Source organism: uncultured Draconibacterium sp. (assembly GCF_913060805.1).
Lineage (GTDB): Bacteria > Bacteroidota > Bacteroidia > Bacteroidales > Prolixibacteraceae > Draconibacterium.
Genome location: NZ_CAJXTC010000018.1, coordinates 58,153 through 76,485 on the forward strand (window position 1 = coordinate 58,153; position 18,333 = coordinate 76,485).

Below are 18,333 nucleotides of genomic sequence, written 5' to 3' on the forward strand. Positions count from 1 at the left end.
GTTATGATTACTGCTACCGAAGGCATTGTTTTGCACACGATAAAATATGGCGAGAGCAGTGTTATTGCCACTATTTTTACCAAAGAATTTGGGCGGCAAAGCTATCTGATAAACGCTGCCCGTAGCCGGAAATCGAAAAATAAAGCCGGTTTGTTGCAGCCTTTGTTTATGGTTGAACTGGAAGCATATCAGAAACAATCGCGCGACCTGCAACGAATCCGCGCGATGAAAAGCCTCACTACTTACCAGGAAATTCCTTTTGATATTGCAAAGTCAACACAAGCCATTTTTCTCGCCGAGGTGCTTTATAAAACCATCCACGAACAGGAAAGTTACCCGGAGCTGTTTGAGTTTATGAAAAACGCTTTGCTTTATCTTGATTTGATGGAGGAAGGCAAAACAAATTTTCACCTCTATTTCCTTTTTCATTTAACCGAGTACCTTGGTTTTATGCCCGACACCACACAAACCGGTTTTGAAGGCTGGCTCGATTTGCAAAAAGGAGCAGTTGTTCCATTCGAGCCTTCGCACCCGATGTTTGTAAACAAAGAGGCAACGGCAATTCTGGTAAAACTGGCTTTGCTGAAAATTAATGAACTGGACACTTTGAAATTGAAACGCAGCATGCGCGATATGCTGCTTGAAAAATTAGTTGATTATTACCGCCTGCATTTTGATACGCTGGGTGAAATAAAATCGCTTAAAGTGCTTCAGGAAGTTTTTTCCTGATCGTCTTTCACAATCACGACTTCGTAGGTGTAAAGTTCGGCGGTTTTCCATCCGTCCCAGCCAATTCCGGCTTTGTTTTTTGCGCATCTTCCCAAGAATTCTTCTTTGCTCCAACCGGTTTTTTCGGCAACCTGCGGTAAGAACGTGCCGGAGTTGAAGCCGCTTATTATATAAATGCCGTGTTTGCCAAGTTCGAATTCATCGATCGATTTAATCTTTTTCAAAGGTGTTAAAACCGAAACTTCCAGTGTCATATTGTCCAAATCCGAAGGTTCAATCGGGTCGAAACGCTGGTCGTTTGTGGCCGAAACGGCAAAACGTTTGATCATTTGGCGCAATGTTTTATCGCCGGCAAAACCGCCAATGCATCCGCGTAATTCATTGTTGATATAAATACTGATAAATGCACCGGCTTTTTGGTCGAGAATGCTGTCGTTACTTTTTTTATGCTTCTTTTCTTTTACGTCCTCGCCTAAAAAACGGGCAATTGAATTTCGTGCCAGCTGCAAAATTTCCTGTTTTTCCGCGGGGCTTATTTCAAAAACCGCTTTCTCGTAAACAGCAATGGCCCAGTAACCCACAACGCGGTCTTTTTCGCCATAAAGTTTACTGTCGCCAGAGTTTTTATAGGCCAATTGTTTGAACTCAAAATCCCCTTTTTTAGTCAGGTAAAGCAGCGTTAATACTGATGTCCAGCCGCACAACGAAGTAGCAAGGTTGCCAATCTTTTTGTCTTTGTTCTTTTCAATGGCTTTCAACAGTTTGTTTGGCTTGTTCTTGCAAATGGCATCAGCCGTTATGTGGTCTACCAGGTTTGCATCTTCATAGCTTGGGAAATGCGAAAAGTCGGTGCTGATAACAAACAAATTATCCGGTGTAAAATATGGACGAAGTGCTTCTGCCAGCTTTTTGCAAATGCCCGACGAGTGAGTTCCAAGGATTATCGGCACCAGCGTGAAATCATTCCCCAAACGATATTGCAAAAAGGGTAACTGAACCTCTAGACTATGTTCGTACAGGTGCGATTCATCGTGTTCGGTAAACACCGACGATGAGATCAGCAGTTCTTTCCCGATCTTTTTATTCACCTTAATTTCGCCCAGCGGAGTTTCGTAGTTTCCTTCCGTGTAAACCGCCGCTCCGCCAAAACTATAGCGGTGGCTCGATGCCAATACAAAAATATTCCGGTAGCTTTTGGTTGCCGGAATTTGTTTGAAAGCAGCCGCAGCAACTTCTCCACTAAAAATGTAGCCTGCATGTGGCGAAACAATAGCCCGCAGCGGTTGTGAGGTTTTTACAGTCGTGGCATTACTGAAAAGTTCTTCCAGCTCATTTCGTAATACGCCGCCCAATGAAGGGTAAAATTGCCCGGCCACTGCCGGCTCGCGGTTTTTATTTTTATTGAATATCATAGTTTCCTTTCAGCTAAAAGGTAGTAATTCTATTACGCATCTCAATAAAATTGGTTTAGATCCCGGTTTGTGAAGAAACATTTAAATAGCATCGGTTTTTGCGCGCAGTGATTTTAAAGATAGAACAGATAACGTAAATTTACGTGAATACTAAATCTGAATGGACTTAAACAAGGTACATAATGTTATTGATGTGCTGGCCGAAGCCGGACGCGCGATCATTGAAGTGTATGAAAGTAACGACTTCGATGAGCAACGGAAATCGGATAATACAGCAGTTACCCGGGCCGACAAGGCGTCGAGTAAGATCATTAATGCAGGCCTTGAAAAAATATTCCCCGAGATTCCCGTATTAGATGAAGAAACAAACTTCCCGGAGTACGAAATTCGCAAAACCTGGGAGAATTACTTTTTGGTCGATCCACTGGATGGCACCAAAGAGTTTATTAAACGAAACGGCGAATTCTGCATCAACATCGGGTTGATTAACAAAACAGCCCCGGTAAACGGATGGATTTACGAACCCTTGAAAGAAAAAGGCTGGTACTGTGGTAAAGACGAGGGGATTTATGAGTTCGACAGCAAAGGGAATTTTGCAAAAATGGATAAGCCCGAGCCGTACAACGGAAAAATAAGAGTAGCCACCAGCCGCTCGTTTTTTAAGCCCCGCGAAGCCGAGTTGATCGAAAAAATGAGAGGCACTTTTGAGTTGGAGATCCTGCATTGCGGCAGTTCGAAAAAACAAATCGAGATTATCAAAGGAAATGCCGATATGTACCTAAAAGCCGGTCCCTGTTCCGAATGGGATACTGCACCCGGCCAGTTAATGGTGGAAGAATTTGGCGGCACTGTTTTTCGTCAGGATACTTTTGAAACCATGGCCTACAACAAAGCCATTCTTAAAAACCCGCATTTTGTAATGCTTAATGAGCGGCTAAATACCCCCGATTTTGTTGCTTTTATGCAGCAGATCATTCAAGAGTAGTTACTCAATTTCACTTTTTGATAAATAAAGCCTAACTTGTTCGGAGAGCACGGGATTTTTCCGTCGCATAAATCAAAAAAAACAATTAGATGAAACGTACATTTATTTTATTGGCAGTGGTAGTAGCTGCAGCAATTCTTTTTGCCGGATGCGCAACACAATCGTTTGAAAATATTGGCGATCCTCCGGGATTTATAAAAGGTATCTTTCATGGTTTTATTTTGCTGTTTAGCTTTATAGCCAGCCTTTTTACCGATTACGAAATTTATGCTTTCCCCAATGCAGGAGGCTGGTATAACTTTGGTTATCTTATTGGTGTGATGATGTTCTTTGGCGGTGGTGGTGCCGGCGCGAAGTGTAAAAAATAGCCTGCCGAAAAATAAATTTGCTAGTTGCGAACAACATGCTGTGTAAAACTTGCGTTTGATTACAAAAACGGACGCAGGCGTAATGCGTATCTTCGTATTGGATTTTAAACAGAATACAGAAATTAAATTTTAGACAGATGAATAGGATAGTTGTTCTTTTAGCGATTCTTGCAATTACTGCATCTTCATGTAAGATATTTCAAAAATCGTCGGGGCAGGCCGAATCGGCTTATACAACCGACACCACAGCACCAACAAAAGTGTTTACCGTTCCGGGTAGCGAAACAACCACGCAGCCAACAGCTGTAACAAAACCTGAGCCGGTAGCCGACGAGAAACCAATTGCAATGCGTAAAGAGCAGGTTTCGTTTACCAACGAGACGGATCAAACTGCAAACGCCGGAAATACTTTCTTTGTGATTTTGGGTTCGTTTAGCCAGTTAGACAATGCTAAGAATTACCGTTCAACACTTATCGACGAAGGTTTTACGCCAATTATTTTGCACAGCGAAACCGGTTATTACCGTGTTTGTGTTAATTCGTACAAAGCAGAAACCGAAGCACGCGGAAGAGTTGCACAGGTGCGCAATGCTTTCCCGAAATACTCGGATGTATGGCTTTTAATTAAAGAATAGAAAATATTTTAAATTGATTTGAAGACGCCGCTTTATGCGGCGTCTTTTGTTGGTGCGTTTTGCACCGTTCTTTTGGCTTATAGTCCATAGAGAAGTGAAGCCTCCAATAAATTTCAATTGATTAGCATTGAGGTAGCTTAAGCCTTATCAGGCGGATTTTACTCTTTGGCTTAGCCCAAAGAGTAAACAGAAAATCCAAGGCTGCGCCCGCTTCCCTCGGAAAAGCTACGCGATGCCAGCTAAAATTCCTGAAACTCGTCGTGCCTCCTCAAACAACAGTAATTTTTTACGCTGACAACGCTTGTTTTCCGGCTCACCGGCCGAGGCCGAAGCTTCGAAGCAGCCTTTTCATTCGCACTAACTTTGCATGAGTGGACGGCCTCTTTTGGTCTTTGCATAAGTTGAATTGAAACCTTAATGAGAGCGGGAAGCTCCGAAGGATGAGGAGATCACCCGTCCGAATTTAGGTTTTATAAAAACGGAGGGCGAAGATCAAAAGGAGCCTTGAATTTTGTGCATACTATTTGTTTCAAGCCAAATAGTATGGCCTCCGGCAGGAAATAAATGAATGTAATACTCACCTGCCTATATTTCTCGATTGATTTTTTAAAAGGAATCCAATCTTTAAAAATTCTTAAAATCAACAACAAAGGGTGTATCGGTGTTATATTTTCAGAATTTATTGGAAATCAGTATTACATTTGTAATCATTGCAAAAAATGAATACCCATTCTAGAAAGAAAAAGTTGTATGTGTAAAGACGAAAAGCAGAAGTTACTTGATCAACGCTACCTGAAAATGGCTGATGTATGGTCGCAAAACTCGTACTGTAAACGCCGCCAGGTAGGTGCTTTAATTGTAAAGGATAAAATGATAATTTCTGACGGATACAATGGTACGCCGGCAGGATTTGAAAATATATGCGAAGACGAAGACAACATTACAAAACCTTACGTGCTGCACGCCGAGGCCAATGCAATTACAAAGGTTGCCAAGTCGGGGAACAGTAGCGACGGTGCCACTTTGTACGTCACTTCTTCGCCATGTTTAGAGTGTTCGAAATTGATTATTCAGGCCGGAATTAAGCGTGTGGTTTTTACCGAAAGTTACCGCCTGGAGGATGGAATTAACCTGCTAAAACGTGCTGATATTGAAGTAAAGCAGGTTGATATTTAAAGGCAAAAGTTTCAAGTGGAAAGGCAAAAGTGAGATTTTGCTATACGCTACCGGTTGTTTGCCGCCATGTTATACATTAAAATCAGGCCGGGCTTCGTTCGCAGAGGTACTGGCCATTGAAGAAAGCCTATGAACAAGAAAACAACAATACTTTTACCTGTTCTCATTGCAATTGCTGTTGCAGCAGGTATTCTTATCGGAAACCTATTAAGCAGGAATGCCACCACTCCGGCATTTCACGGAATGGGTTTCGCGCAGCCCAATAAAATCTCCACTATTCTCGACTTGGTAAATACAGGATATGTAGACAGTGTAAATACCGGCGATATTGTTGAACAAACAATTCCGGAAATACTGAAAAGTCTCGATCCGCACACCAGTTATATTCCCGCACGCGATATGCAGGAAGTGCAGGAAGAAATGAGTGGAAATTTCTCAGGTATTGGTGTTCAGTTTTCCATTCAGGAAGACACGGTGCGCGTGATTGAAGTGATTTCAGGTGGCCCGTCGAGCAAGGTGGGCGTAATGCCCGGCGACCGCATTGTAAGTGTTAACGACTCGGTAATTGCGGGTGTTGATGTGCATAATAATACGGTGCTGTCGTTGTTGCGCGGCGAAAAGAACTCGAAAGTTCGCGTTGGCGTAATACGATCGGGTTTTGATGGCGAGCTGGAGTTTGAAATTACCCGTGGCGATATTCCGCTGTACAGCGTTGATGTATCGTACATGATTGATGACCACACCGGTTTTATAAAAGTGAGTCGTTTTGCCAATACCACTTACCGCGAGTTTGTGGAGGGAATGCTGAAACTTAAAGATGCGGGTGCCGAAAAGGTAATTATCGATTTGCGGGGTAACCCTGGCGGATCGCTTGTTGGCGTGCTGCAAATGGTTGACGAATTCCTTAAAAAGGGGGAACCGATTCTGTACACCGAAGGTATGCATCAGCAACGAAAAACATACAATGCTTCAGCTAAAGCAACTTTTGCCGATATCGGTGTTTATGTGATGATCGACGAATTTTCGGCATCGGCAAGTGAGATTTTTGCCGGCGCTATGCAGGATAACGACCGCGGATTTGTGATCGGTCGTCGTTCGTTCGGAAAAGGACTGGTGCAAGAGCAAATTCCACTGATGGACGGTTCGGCTTTGCGCCTTACTGTGGCACGTTTTTACACGCCCAGCGGACGCTGTATTCAAAGTTCGTACGATGATGGTAACGAAGAATATTACAACCATATTTACGAGCGTTTCCATAATATGGAGCAGTTGGTGGCCGACAGTATTCATTTTGCCGATTCGTTGCGCTACGAAACCAAAGGCGGACGTGTGGTATACGGCGGTGGCGGCATTATGCCCGACTTTTTTGTTCCGGTTGATACCACTGGGAACTCGGCCTATTTCAACCAGATTTACCGCAAAGGGCTGATTTATTCGTTTGCTTATGCTTATGCCGATTCGCACCGCGAGGAGCTAACAAAATTGACCTCGGCCGACGAGTTTGAGAATTACCTGGATAAGAACAAAGCGCTAAACGACTTTATAGCGTATGCCGAAGAAAAGGGCGTGAAAAAGGATAACGAAGGATTGAAGGTGTCGGGGAAAGTGATTAATACGCAAATGAAAGCCTATGTTGCACGGAATATTATTGGCGAAGAAGGTTTTTACCCGATCATCAAACAAATTGATAAAACGCTGTTGCGTGCCATCGAGGTGTCGCAGCAAAACCTGATGGTACAGAATGTGGTGGCTACCGATTCGGTGGTGGTGCCCTTTGCGCAATAGCGCATTAACTTGCTTAGTATAAAAGATCCGGGCCGTATTATCTGAAAAGATAAACGACCCGGATTTTTTTTGTGGAAGACTATTTTTGAATTAAGGCAGTCGTTTCTTTACACACCGTTTTTTAATGGAGCTGTTTTAACTTTCGTCCGGAAGAACCATCAGCGTTGAACGGCTTTCTTCGCCGGACGATTTCCCTTTGATCATTTAACCCCGGCGCTACGCACCGGGTTATTCACATTCGACGCTTCCAGCATCGTAAAAAGCTATCGTTTCAATTATAGCTTTCCGTTTTTCAAATCACGAAGGGATAAAACAGGATTTATCTCGGGTGAAACCCGAGGCAGGGTTCAGCGCTATTTATTAATAGCCGCAAGGGGGCGAAGGCAATAACCCGGTGCGACTGACGGAGTCAGGAAGCGCCGGGAAACAGAATGAGGAAGATCTCGTCCGGCGAAGAAAGCTGGATTACGCTTGTTCGCCGTCCCGGACGAAATAAATTGGATTATGTAGAAATAACTGGCGGTAGAGATATTGTTCGTACGTAATTTTATGAAACTATACAGTTTCCTAAAGTATCAGTGGCAATAATTAATCAAAATGTACAATTTTCTAAAATGTACATCGTGATATTTAATCAAATTGTACAGTTTTATAAAAAGTAAAAGCTGATATTTTAGGAAAATAAAACAATTCCTAAAGAATTGCAATCAATACTTTAGGAAAGTTCTCAATATGATAAATAATTAAACGGGTAATACTCTTGGGTGATAAGATTTTCTTACTTTTAAGGAAAAACCTGTTATGTCCACAAACAATTTTACCCCGATTACGCCCGAATTAGTCTTTAATGGTTTGATTGATAACCCCGGGAAAGAAATTAAAAAGCGCACAGAGCTGGTTCGTGAGAATAATGCCAGCGAAAATAACTACATGGATATGTTTGCCAATTTGGTGCGGATTTACGGCAAGCGCGATGCGAAAGATTATGCCAAAATGTTAAATGCCAATTATCGGCATTTCGATGGGGCTATCCGCTGTATGTCGGGAATGAGCGCCCACCAATGGATAAATAATTACCTGTGTTTGGTGGCTTGCGATTTAGTGGAACACACCGATTATACGTTTAAAACCATTGGTAAGATTTTGGGATTTTCGCAAAGCAGTTTCTCGCAGTTTTTCCGGAGCCAGAAAAAAATGCAGCCCTGGGAGTACCGGAATTTGAAACGCCATGGTCGCAAACGTGGATTCTTTTACGATTAGTCGTTGGTCAAAAGGCAAAAGGAAAAAGTAGAAAGGCAAAAGGAATGTGATGAGAAAACAGCATCTAGTATCCAGCATCTAGCATCCAGTAACCAGTATCCAGTAACAGATTTCTCGCTGCGCTCGAAATGACAGTAGCTCGCGTTACTCGTTACTCGCCACTCGTGTCTTCCTAAACTATTTCGATATTTCCAACATCCGTTGAATCGGGATGCGGGCTTTTTCAATTACATCTTGTGGAAGTGTAACCTCCGGCTGTTCGTGTTTTAAACAGATATACAGCTTTTGCAGGCTGTTTAATTTCATGTACTCACAGTCGTTGCAGGCACATGTTGAATCGTTCGACGGCGCCGGAATAAATATCTTATCCGGACACGCTTTGGTCATCTGGTGCAGAATACCGCTTTCGGTGGCTACAATAAATTTCTTGGCATCGCTGCTCTGTACGTAATTCAGCAGTGCAGTTGTTGATCCGATATGTTTTGCCAGCAAAAGAACCGGTTTCTCACACTCGGGGTGGGCGATAAACTCGGCATCAGGATGTGCGTCCATCAGGTCGATAATCTTTTCTACCGAATATTGCTCGTGAACCATGCAGGCGCCATCCCACAGTACCATGCTGCGGCCGGTTATGCTGTTAATATAGTTTCCAAGGTTTTTATCCGGAGCGAAGATCAGCTTTTCGTCTTCAGGGAAACTGTCGACAATCTTTTTGGCATTGGCCGATGTACAAACAATGTCGGACATGGTTTTTAATGCAGCCGTTGCATTTACATAGGTAATTACCTTGTGGTCGGGATATTTCGCTTTAAATGCCGCAAATTTATCTGCCGGTGCCGACTCTGCCAGCGAACAGCTTGCCTTCAGGTCGGGAAGGATCACTTTTTTATCAGGATTGATGATCTTGGCTGTTTCGGCCATAAAATGCACCCCCACAAAAACGATCATGTCGGCATCTACTTTCGCTGCAGCCTGCGCCAATCCAAGACTGTCGCCAACGTAGTCAGCAATGTCCTGCAGCGCGCCTTCAACGTAAAAGTGGCTGAGTATTACAGCATTCTTTTCCTTTTTCAGGCGCTTAATTTCTTCAACCAATTTCAGGCTCGGATCAATTGTTTCCTCAATATAACCCTTCTCGTCCAACATTTTATTTATCTGAAGCTGTTCCATCTCTTAGATTCTGAATAAACAGGGCGCAAAAATATAAATTCCTTTAAAAAAAACAGTGATTACGGTTAAATGTTTGGTTTTGAAGCATAAAAAAAGCCGCTTAATAGCGGCTTCTTTATATTGAATTAAGGTAGATCCTTATTGCATAACGTAAACACCACCTTCAAGAATGATGTTCATTACATCGTCGTGAGTAGAACCATCGTAAACAGTGTAAGTAACTGCAAACTTCTGTCCTTCTTCTGCTGATGGGTAGTTGTTTTCGATAACCAAAGTTACTGCTTCAAGCAACATTTCATCGGTCCACGAGAACAGGTTAAAGTTACCGTAGCTGGCAAGGTTACCGGTTTCTGATGGGTAAGTTGAACCTAGCTGATCAACAACTAAGGCATAATCACCGCTTGTGAAAGTGTACTTGATTGTATTGTCAGGTACCCAGGTAGTTCCGTCGTGTGCAAATTGCAGTGTAACGTCTTGAGTCGACTCGTAAGCAGCCCATTCGCCTGCTGTGAAAGTGAACAAAGTACCACGCAGTTGTGCACCTGTTGAACTTGAGTAATAATCGTAAACGATAGTCATCGCATCCTCTTCCTGTCCGTAAGGATAAGTATTTACCATAAATGCAGGTAAATAATCAAGTGGAGAAATAGAGCTGCTGAAGTTATTGTAGTAACCCGGACGGCCATAATCTTCGCCCATTGCATCTAAATCGGCACTGCTTAAGAAGTAAACACCTTCTGAAGCTTCCCATTCGCCATCTTCGTTATAAGTGAAGTAAGCTGCTTTGCTGATGGTTTCGTCTTTAATACCGCTTGAAACTACAATGTTATCGATTTCCCAGGCCGGAGCTACGTCTTCAGTTGATTGGTATTTGAAAGCGATATTGATGGTTTCACCTTCGTAAGCTGACAGGTCAACTGGCTCAGACAAAACAAAAGTCCAGTCGCCACCGCTTGGCATTTCTTCCAGTGTAAGTACATCCCATGTTGCAGTTGTTACATCGCCATCGTAATCAGTAGAAACCAAAACGCTTGCAAGATCTAAGTTACCCGAAGCGTAGTTGATTGCCTGGTTGATGCGTACAACAACATTGCTGTAGTCTGATAAATCAACTGCAGGAGAAACCAGGTAGTTTTCAACAACACCGTCGCCGTAAGCCGACATGTATGCGTATTCAACACCGCTGTAGTCTCTGTTTTCCCATTCAGTTGGTCCGGCAACATATTCAGGAGTAAAATCACCCAAAGTTCCGTTAAAACCTTCTTCAAGAAGAGTAATTGACTGCGCTACTGTGTTTGATACGTGCTCTTCGTAACGTACTAAAACGATATCGCCTTCTGCAGGATCAGCAACAGCGCCATCCAGGTAATCAGGGATAAGTGCCAAAGCATCTTCTGAAGGCAAGAAACCTACAGCGCCAATTTCGCTTTGTGGGTAGTCTGCGTCTTCCATTTCAACTTCGTCGGCATAAGTGTAATCGCCAACGCCAGGAGCAGAACCTACATATAATTTATAGCCTACCAGTACTGAAGAACCATTTCCCCAAACCGGGTATTTCTCGGTTAAGAAAGCCGGAAGCATTTCTTTAGCATCGTCAACGCTGTTGAAACTTCCGTAGCCCAGATCCAAATCATCGTAGTCTTCGTCGGTAAGCGTGTACTCAACATCTCCTACAATTGGATTATCCATTGCATCAATCTCCTCGTGTATATCATCGAGTGAATTACACGCAGTTGCAAAAATCAATGCAAGTATTGCGAATAAGTATGTTATCTTTTTCATCGTAATATTGTCTTTTTAATTAAAAATCAATTTTTAAGCTGGCACTGAAAGTTCTACCGAAACCGTACCATACAAGAGCTGTTGCAGCATCGTTGCCTTTACCGTTAATTGCATCGGCAATGTAATCGGTGTCGAATACGTTGTTAATCGCTCCGATAAGTGTTGCATCGAATTCACCAATTTTGAAACCGTGACGAAGACCTACATCGAATAAACCGTAATCAGGCACTTTCCAAGGTTGTGGTGCGCCTTCGCTGGTTACGTTTGTTGGCTCGAAATCAGCATAGTAATCGGCGAAATAAGTATAGTCAACAGTAAAGTATGATTTGCTTAATAACTGGTATTCCAAACCAACAGCAGCTGTAGTTTGTGCAGCATCCGAAACTTTCAAACCGTCGATGTACAGGTTGATAGGATCTCCAATTGGATTTTGCTGATCGTCGTATACCTGAACATTTTCTACGTTGTTGTTCCATTTCCAGTCGCCAAGAGATAACATACCTGTAAGTTTCAGGCTTGTTGTTACATCCCAGTTTGCGTCAACCTCAAGACCCTGGTGAAGTGCGTTAACACCTAACAGGTTTAGGAAATACTCTTCGTTTTCCGGTCCGTATAATACATCGGTAAATGTACGGTCGTTCCAGGCTGTGCGGTACACGTTAATGTTAGCGCTGAAGTTTTTAGTACGGTAACCGTAACCAAACTCAACACTAAAGATTTTTTGGTTTTCAGCATCCTCGTTAATGTGCTCGTTATCGTAGTTCAGGAAAACGGCATCAAAACCGGCAGCTTTTTCGAAATAACCAATGTTGGCAAAAACGTTGTGGTTTTCGTTAATGTTGTAGTTTGCACCACCTTTAACCATAAAACCAAGGAAGTTGTAACGATCTGTTTCCTGAAGTGGATCAGAATCGAGGTAGTTGAAATAGTCGATACGTTTGTAAGAAGTGTTTGAAACAGATGCTGAAACAAATCCTGACAATACATCGTTCGAGTACTCAAGCTGACCGAAAACACCTTGCCAACCCACAACTCCGTCGTTGTAGTAGTTGTATTTGTCGCCTACTTTTAAGGCTTTGTTTGGCTCGTTAATATCGTCGTCGCTCAATGCATACTCAGCACCCATCAAATCGGTAACTTCGTAAAAGTGGTGACCGGTGTAAGTTCTTAAGTCAATACCACCCACAAAAGTAAGGTCGTCGGTAATTTTTGTATCTAACGAAGATAAAATTCCGTACCAGCTGTGGTCGTTATGCGATGCTCTTAACCACGAAATTGCACCGTTTGGACCGTTTGCACGGTTAGCTTCAACAATTGCATCCAAATCCATTGGCTGATCGAAATCACCTAAACGTTGGTTGAAAAGGCTGTTTTCGCCTCCTCTACCACCGCCACCACCGTTACCCCACGATGCGTAAAGCGAAGTAGATAAAGTAGTATTTGGTGTAATTGACCAATAGTGGTTCAACGAGTTTTGCGATTTGTGGTAGAAGTTATCTTCAACGTGAGTAACCTGGCCATTCATAATACCCCAGTCAGGGTTGAATTTTCTTCCGCTCTCTGCTTCTCTGTAGTCAGAAATCAAACTTCTGTTCTGACGTTGTCCGTGACGCTGAGGTGCACCAAATGAAGTTAAAGAGATACGGTGGTTCTCACCAATTTTTTTCGAGATGTTTACGAAGTAGTTGTAACCGCTGAATTCAGTTCCGTCAACATAACCGTTACCAGTTGTGCGGGCAAACGATACAGTAGCAGCAAAACCGTTATCCATTAAACCGGTTGACAATGTTCCGCCAAATTTTTTGTAACCGTCGTTACCAAAACCTGAAATAAAGTTACCACCTTGTTCCATGTCGGTTGTTTTGGTTACAATATTAATGGTACCACCAATTGATGGAACGGCAACTTTAGAAGCTCCCAAACCACGCTGTACCTGCATTGTTCTTGTAACATCAGAAAGGCCGGCCCAGTTACTCCAGTATACCCAACCGTTTTCCATGTCGTTTACAGGAACACCGTTGATCATTACCGCAACGTTTTCTGAAGTAAAACCACGAAGGTTTACACGACCGTCACCAAAACCACCACCTGATTTTGTTGCATAAACACCGGGAGTAGTTTTTAAGATCTCAGGAAATTCCTGCGTTCCCAGTTTTGTTTGGATCATTTCGGCCGGAATGTTAGAAACAGCAACAGGCGTTTCGCGACTAATTGCCACCGATGCCAGTACCATAACTTCGTTAATACCAACTGCGTCTGATTTTAACTGAATCGTTCCCAGGTCTTTTGTCTGACCACCTGAAACTGATACAGTAATCTTTTCAAGCGTATACCCGATATAAGTAACGATAAGGTTTACTTCGCCTGCAGGAACAGACAATTTAAATTTACCATCAATATCGGCGATAGTACCTTTTGTTGTTCCTTCAACAACAATGTTTGCACCAATGAGTGCCTCACTGGTTTCTGCATCTACAACCACGCCGGTAATAGTACCCTGCGCGTAAGTTGCAAATGAATACAGGCTAAAAACAGCCAGTAATACAATCGAAAAAATTGCTTTTTTCATAGAATTATTAATTTGGATTAAAAATAAATATTGAATTTAAATCAATTTCTGAATGACTTGTATGTGTTTGAGGCTCTTCATCCCACTATCGTAGGCGCGGTTAGTTAGAACATGTTTTTTTGTGTATCCTAATGTGGCTCTCATTTTTTATCTGTGTGCTTTTTCTTTTTTTTTTGACTGTAAAATCAAACTCCCCCCAATTTCCTAAACGTGCAGCAAAGGAAACTTTTCTTTCAGTCGTTTTTGTTAAATAGATGTTATCTTATTGTGTACTATGCCTTAACTTTTGCCCCACTTCTAACAAGATAAAATTCCTATTAATGCTCAGTAAAAACAAACTAACACGAATTAAGTTGTTAAATAAATTGTTTGAGTTATTAACATTTTTATTCACATTTTAACACTTTGTAGGTGTTATGTAAATGGCAAAACTGCATCTTATTGTTAATCAGAGTGACGGACTTTCATTTTCTTAAAAAATTATTGAAAAATATTGCATTTCGCAAGTATCAGTAAATCAGCGAAAAAGAAAGTTTTTGCTAATTTGAATGTAAAAAATATGGTACTATGTGTTGCAAAGTACTAGATTAATGACATATATTTGTAATGCAAACAACGATGTAAAAAAAAGTACATTCTTAAAAAAAGTTCTTTACAGGTTGTAACGGAAACAAAAAACAATCGTCTTAAAGACGGAAACAGAAAACAATTAGAAAACGAATGAAGAGCGAACTTCAGAAAAAATCGCAAAGCCAAAAAACAAAAACAATTACAGAAACAGAAAACAAAAACTCAAAGTCATGAAAACAAAAAACAATGTTCAGAAAGCAGTTTTACGATCAGCAGCAGTAGTAGTTAGCTTTGTTCTTATTAGTTTTACAGTGAGCGCACAAACATTTTGGAAACGTTTATTGGAAAATACAGGTTTTAGCGATATTGCCATGGCAATGGCAGCACCCGCTGAAATAGCAGATGTGGAAGGAATTCCAGCAGAGACCGAGGCTAACTATTACTTTGTTAACGAAGTTGAACCGGCCATGGAAGTTGAAGCATGGATGACCGACGATTCAAGATTTACCACCACTCAGTTTGAATACAGCGAGGCAACAGAAACAAGCCTTGAAGTGGAAGACTGGATGATGAACGAAACATTTTTTCAGCCGGTTGTAGAAGAGGAAGCAGCGCTGGAGCTGGAAGCCTGGATGGTTTCGGAAAATACCTGGGCTATTTAGTAGCGGGTATGGCCAATTAACAGTGAGGAAAATAGAGGACTAACAGATAGAAAGGGACATAAAATGAAGATAGAAAACACAAAAGCACAAATGAGAAAGGGAGTACTGGAATACTGTATCCTGCTCGTTCTCGACGGAAAACCACTTTATGCCAGCGATATTATTCAATCGTTGAAAGAAGCAAAAATGATAGTGGTAGAAGGAACGTTGTATCCCTTGTTAACACGGCTGAAAAACGCCGGGTTGCTGGCTTACCGCTGGGAAGAATCAACACAAGGGCCACCTCGAAAATATTATGAGCTTACCGAAACCGGGCGTACTTTTTTAGTTGAACTTGAAGGTTCGTGGAGCGAACTGGTTGGCGCAGTGCAAACAATTAGAGACAACAAAGCTTAGTCCATCCTAATAATTTCAAACAAAAAACAAGATGAAAAAGACATTCACAATAAATATAAGCGGCACAATATTTCACATTGAAGAGGATGCCTACGAGGTGCTGCAAAGATACCTTATCAACCTGAAAAACCATTTTGGAGTTGACGAGGAAGGAAAAGAGATTATTGCTGATATTGAGGCACGTATTGCCGAGATTTTTAGCTCGAAAAGTACCGACGAGAAAAAGGTTATTACCGTTGAGTGGGTAAACGACATGGTTGAAATAATGGGAACTCCCGAAGATTTTGCCGAGGAAGAAGGCGAAGATGAAGATGTTTCTATTGCATCGGAAGCCAAACGTAAACGTCGTTTGTACCGCGATCCCGATCATCGTGTGCTGGGGGGAATTTGCGGAGGTTTGGGAGCCTACTTTAACATGGATCCGGTAATCCTGCGTATCATTTTGGTGATCCTGTTCTTTGTAACATCGGGTGCTGCCGGACTGGCTTACCTGATTTTGTGGATTGCCGTACCGAAAGCGGTTAGCACTGCTCAACGTCTTGAAATGCGTGGCCAGGAAGCTACCGTTAAAAACATCGAGAAATCGATAAAAGAAGAGGTAAAAGAAGTAAAAGAAAGCTATAAGAAATTTAAAGAATCGGATACCTACTCGAAAGGAAAAAAGTCGATGGAAGGAGCCGGCGACGTGGTTTATAATATTTTCAAAGTAATTCTGAAAGTATTTGTAATTGTGTTTGGTGTGTTCCTTATCATTTCCGGTTTCTTCGGAATACTTGGATTGGTTTCGTCAATGATTATTGGCCATTCGTTTGTTGAAGGAATGCCACTGGTTTGGGGACCCGAAATTCATGTGCCAAATATGTTGAACCACTTTATTGAGCCGGGTGCAGTTACCTGGGGATTGATATTGGTTGGACTGATTGCAGGCCTTCCGTTGCTTGCTCTTGTTTATATCGGAACCAAGTTGGTTTTCAGGTATAAATCGAACAATGCAGCAGTTGCCTTGTCGATGGTTGGTGTATGGTTGGTATCGCTTTTCGCCCTGTTAATTCTTTCGGTTGGTCAGGTTGGAAACTACAAACAAAGCTCATCGATTACCAAAAGCGAAACCATTTCGTGCGATTCGTGTCAGACCTTGTACCTCAGGGTAGCCGAAGATAAATTGGATGATTACGCCGAAATCGACTGGGATGTGGAAGGTTTTAAAGTAGCTGTTATTGATGGCGAGGAAGTAGTGGTTGGTTATCCGCAGCTGGATGTTATCCGTTCGTCGGGCGATGATTTTGTGGTAACAGTTCGCTATTCGTCACGCGGTAAAACACGCGACAATGCAAAACAGTGGTGCGAAGAAATGGTGTACACTTACGAGAGAACTGATTCAACGCTTTATTTCGATCCGTATTTCTTTATCGGCGACGAGGCCAAATGGAGAGGACAGGAAGTGGATATAAAAGTACGCGTACCTGAAGGAAAAGCAGTATTCCTTGGAAACGACATGGACGAGATAATTCATGATATTGAAAACGTTTCGAACACCTGGGATGGCGATATGGTTGGAAAATACTGGGAAATGAAACCTGAAGGATTGACAGAAAAAGTAACCGATACAGAAAACGAAGATTAAACAGCTATTATGCAAGAAGATAGAAAACAGATAGAAACACTCGTTTACCTGGTAGTACCGGCCGTGCTTTTATGGCTGACCTTTGGAGCATCATTTGCCTATGAAATGGGAAAAAACGGATTACATAATATCAACTGGTTTTGGATCATTCAAACTTGTTTGCCCGTTTTTATTATTTCGTCTTCAATGATGTTTTATGCTGCCCGCGGTTTAAGAGCCGAGCGGATTTTAAATAAGAAAACACCTCGAAATTAGAACGTTAATTACCAAAAAACTTTAACAGATGAAAACAATTACAACACTACTTTTTGCGCTTGGTCTTTTGTTGGCAGGATTGCTGGCATCGGGGCAAAGCAAGTCGGATAAAATGTATGATGTCTTTGCCAATAAAGACGGCATTACCAGCTTTTCGTTCTCAAAGGATATGATCGATGCCATTGATATGGATTTAGGCGATGATGACGAAAAGAATGTAACCGGCGATTTGAGTCGAATTCGGTTTATGTCGTATAACCCTGAAAAAGGAAGTTTGAAAAACAGCGAGTTTACCAAAAAGGCTATTGCGCTTCTTCCAGCTAAATACAAAAAGTTCGAAGATGATGATGAAGATTCGGATGCGGAGATCTATTTATTGGGAGGAAAGAAAAAATACTCTGAGTGTCATATTTTTATCACCAGTGAAAATGCTGAAGGCAACAGTTTTGTTGTTTCGTTCTTTGGCGATTTTAATGTAAATGATATTGATAAACTAAAATCGCAGGGACAGGATATGTCGGAATAAGACAGACAAATGATACTTTTCTGAAGGTCGTTATAAGCTTATGTGCTTGTAACGACCTTTTGTTTTGCGGTAAATTGTTGCAATTAACCATATTCAATGTTAAATCTTGTCCCAAAATGAAACAAACCCCGCCAATAAAGGCTTCTAAATTCACACGTTTATGTTAATTCTTTATTTTTGGCGGCTTAAGTGTAACAAGTTGTAATTGTTATATTTGGAACGAGTGATTGCATGTTGGGATTTGTTGTTTTAAAAATTAGTAAAAACACAAGCAAAAGGTTTTATGTAAAAGACCCAAAATGGTAAAGTTGCATTTTGCCCGAAAAACCAACAAAACTGCTATTCTCATGTGCAGGGAATAGCTGTAGGAACAAAAAGATAGAAAAGTAAGAGTAAAAGAATTGTGCGGACAGTGTGCTGTAGGGACAT

The 18,333-nt window shown here is 41.8% G+C and carries 16 protein-coding genes; 12 read left to right on the forward strand and 4 right to left on the reverse strand.

The features are described 5' to 3' along the window. Window positions 1-3: 3 nt before the first annotated feature. Window positions 4-729, forward strand: coding sequence for a DNA repair protein RecO (gene recO / locus QZ576_RS12500; RefSeq protein WP_297097648.1), 726 nt, complete (start codon window positions 4-6; stop codon window positions 727-729). Here recO and amrB read toward each other — a convergent pair. Beyond that, window positions 711-2,141 (reverse strand): AmmeMemoRadiSam system protein B, encoded by a 1,431-nt coding sequence (amrB, locus tag QZ576_RS12505; RefSeq protein ID WP_297097650.1) that lies wholly within the window; start codon window positions 2,139-2,141, stop codon window positions 711-713. The genes recO and amrB overlap by 19 nt on opposite strands. 160 nt (window positions 2,142-2,301) lie before the next feature. Between amrB and QZ576_RS12510 the strand changes: the two genes are divergently transcribed. The 6 genes from QZ576_RS12510 to QZ576_RS12535 all read left to right on the forward strand — a co-directional run bounded on the left by QZ576_RS12510 (window position 2,302) and on the right by QZ576_RS12535 (window position 8,350). Further along, window positions 2,302-3,126: a 3'(2'),5'-bisphosphate nucleotidase CysQ gene (locus tag QZ576_RS12510; protein WP_297097652.1), complete on the forward strand. Its 825-nt coding sequence runs from the start codon at window positions 2,302-2,304 to the stop codon at window positions 3,124-3,126. Between the two features lie 89 nt (window positions 3,127-3,215). Further along, window positions 3,216-3,494, forward strand: a complete 279-nt coding sequence (locus QZ576_RS12515) for a hypothetical protein (protein ID WP_297097654.1) — start codon at window positions 3,216-3,218, stop codon at window positions 3,492-3,494. A 137-nt stretch (window positions 3,495-3,631) separates the two neighbouring features. Then, window positions 3,632-4,129, forward strand: coding sequence for an SPOR domain-containing protein (locus QZ576_RS12520; RefSeq protein ID WP_297097656.1), 498 nt, complete (start codon window positions 3,632-3,634; stop codon window positions 4,127-4,129). A 750-nt stretch (window positions 4,130-4,879) separates the two neighbouring features. Further along, entirely contained in the window at window positions 4,880-5,305 is a 426-nt protein-coding gene (locus QZ576_RS12525; RefSeq protein WP_297097661.1) for a dCMP deaminase family protein, read from the forward strand. Between the two features lie 129 nt (window positions 5,306-5,434). After that, window positions 5,435-7,090: a S41 family peptidase gene (locus QZ576_RS12530; RefSeq protein WP_297097662.1), complete on the forward strand. Its 1,656-nt coding sequence runs from the start codon at window positions 5,435-5,437 to the stop codon at window positions 7,088-7,090. Between the two features lie 801 nt (window positions 7,091-7,891). Next, the gene (locus tag QZ576_RS12535) at window positions 7,892-8,350 is read left to right on the forward strand and encodes a helix-turn-helix domain-containing protein (protein WP_297097664.1); all 459 of its coding nucleotides are present in this window, start codon (window positions 7,892-7,894) and stop codon (window positions 8,348-8,350) included. A 177-nt stretch (window positions 8,351-8,527) separates the two neighbouring features. Here the strand turns inward: QZ576_RS12535 and nadA are convergent, their stop codons facing one another. The 3 genes from nadA to QZ576_RS12550 all read right to left on the reverse strand — a co-directional run bounded on the left by nadA (window position 8,528) and on the right by QZ576_RS12550 (window position 13,871). Beyond that, window positions 8,528-9,520, reverse strand: coding sequence for a quinolinate synthase NadA (gene nadA, locus QZ576_RS12540; RefSeq protein WP_297097666.1), 993 nt, complete (start codon window positions 9,518-9,520; stop codon window positions 8,528-8,530). Window positions 9,521-9,658: 138 nt separating this feature from the next. After that, the gene (locus QZ576_RS12545) at window positions 9,659-11,302 is read right to left on the reverse strand and encodes a choice-of-anchor J domain-containing protein (protein WP_297097668.1); all 1,644 of its coding nucleotides are present in this window, start codon (window positions 11,300-11,302) and stop codon (window positions 9,659-9,661) included. A 19-nt stretch (window positions 11,303-11,321) separates the two neighbouring features. After that, complete coding sequence (locus tag QZ576_RS12550; RefSeq protein WP_297097669.1) at window positions 11,322-13,871, reverse strand: TonB-dependent receptor; 2,550 nt, start codon at window positions 13,869-13,871, stop codon at window positions 11,322-11,324. A gap of 800 nt (window positions 13,872-14,671) precedes the next feature. Here QZ576_RS12550 and QZ576_RS12555 point away from each other — a divergent pair. The 5 genes from QZ576_RS12555 (at window position 14,672) to QZ576_RS12575 (ending at window position 17,904) form a co-directional block, all read left to right on the forward strand. After that, entirely contained in the window at window positions 14,672-15,103 is a 432-nt protein-coding gene (locus QZ576_RS12555) for a hypothetical protein (protein ID WP_297097671.1), read from the forward strand. A gap of 63 nt (window positions 15,104-15,166) precedes the next feature. Beyond that, window positions 15,167-15,499: a PadR family transcriptional regulator gene (locus tag QZ576_RS12560; protein WP_038557465.1), complete on the forward strand. Its 333-nt coding sequence runs from the start codon at window positions 15,167-15,169 to the stop codon at window positions 15,497-15,499. A 31-nt stretch (window positions 15,500-15,530) separates the two neighbouring features. Continuing rightward, window positions 15,531-17,123: a PspC domain-containing protein gene (locus QZ576_RS12565; RefSeq protein ID WP_297097674.1), complete on the forward strand. Its 1,593-nt coding sequence runs from the start codon at window positions 15,531-15,533 to the stop codon at window positions 17,121-17,123. A gap of 9 nt (window positions 17,124-17,132) precedes the next feature. Next, on the forward strand, window positions 17,133-17,378 hold the full coding sequence (locus QZ576_RS12570) for a hypothetical protein (protein ID WP_297097675.1): 246 nt from the start codon (window positions 17,133-17,135) through the stop codon (window positions 17,376-17,378). 28 nt (window positions 17,379-17,406) lie between these two features. Further along, window positions 17,407-17,904 carry a DUF4252 domain-containing protein gene (locus QZ576_RS12575; RefSeq protein ID WP_297097676.1) on the forward strand — a complete coding sequence of 166 codons (498 nt, stop codon included), beginning with the start codon at window positions 17,407-17,409 and terminating at the stop codon, window positions 17,902-17,904. Window positions 17,905-18,333: the final 429 nt, after the last annotated feature.

Excerpts from the sequence above, each read along its gene's own strand:
- recO (WP_297097648.1), top strand. The coding sequence starts at position 4 with ATGATTACTGCTACCGAAGGCATTGTTTTGCACACGATAAAATATGGC.
- amrB (WP_297097650.1), bottom strand. The coding sequence starts at position 2,141 with ATGATATTCAATAAAAATAAAAACCGCGAGCCGGCAGTGGCCGGGCAA.
- QZ576_RS12510 (WP_297097652.1), top strand. The coding sequence starts at position 2,302 with ATGGACTTAAACAAGGTACATAATGTTATTGATGTGCTGGCCGAAGCC.
- QZ576_RS12515 (WP_297097654.1), top strand. The coding sequence starts at position 3,216 with ATGAAACGTACATTTATTTTATTGGCAGTGGTAGTAGCTGCAGCAATT.
- QZ576_RS12520 (WP_297097656.1), top strand. The coding sequence starts at position 3,632 with ATGAATAGGATAGTTGTTCTTTTAGCGATTCTTGCAATTACTGCATCT.
- QZ576_RS12525 (WP_297097661.1), top strand. The coding sequence starts at position 4,880 with ATGTGTAAAGACGAAAAGCAGAAGTTACTTGATCAACGCTACCTGAAA.
- QZ576_RS12530 (WP_297097662.1), top strand. The coding sequence starts at position 5,435 with ATGAACAAGAAAACAACAATACTTTTACCTGTTCTCATTGCAATTGCT.
- QZ576_RS12535 (WP_297097664.1), top strand. The coding sequence starts at position 7,892 with ATGTCCACAAACAATTTTACCCCGATTACGCCCGAATTAGTCTTTAAT.
- nadA (WP_297097666.1), bottom strand. The coding sequence starts at position 9,520 with ATGGAACAGCTTCAGATAAATAAAATGTTGGACGAGAAGGGTTATATT.
- QZ576_RS12545 (WP_297097668.1), bottom strand. The coding sequence starts at position 11,302 with ATGAAAAAGATAACATACTTATTCGCAATACTTGCATTGATTTTTGCA.
- QZ576_RS12550 (WP_297097669.1), bottom strand. The coding sequence starts at position 13,871 with ATGAAAAAAGCAATTTTTTCGATTGTATTACTGGCTGTTTTTAGCCTG.
- QZ576_RS12555 (WP_297097671.1), top strand. The coding sequence starts at position 14,672 with ATGAAAACAAAAAACAATGTTCAGAAAGCAGTTTTACGATCAGCAGCA.
- QZ576_RS12560 (WP_038557465.1), top strand. The coding sequence starts at position 15,167 with ATGAAGATAGAAAACACAAAAGCACAAATGAGAAAGGGAGTACTGGAA.
- QZ576_RS12565 (WP_297097674.1), top strand. The coding sequence starts at position 15,531 with ATGAAAAAGACATTCACAATAAATATAAGCGGCACAATATTTCACATT.
- QZ576_RS12570 (WP_297097675.1), top strand. The coding sequence starts at position 17,133 with ATGCAAGAAGATAGAAAACAGATAGAAACACTCGTTTACCTGGTAGTA.
- QZ576_RS12575 (WP_297097676.1), top strand. The coding sequence starts at position 17,407 with ATGAAAACAATTACAACACTACTTTTTGCGCTTGGTCTTTTGTTGGCA.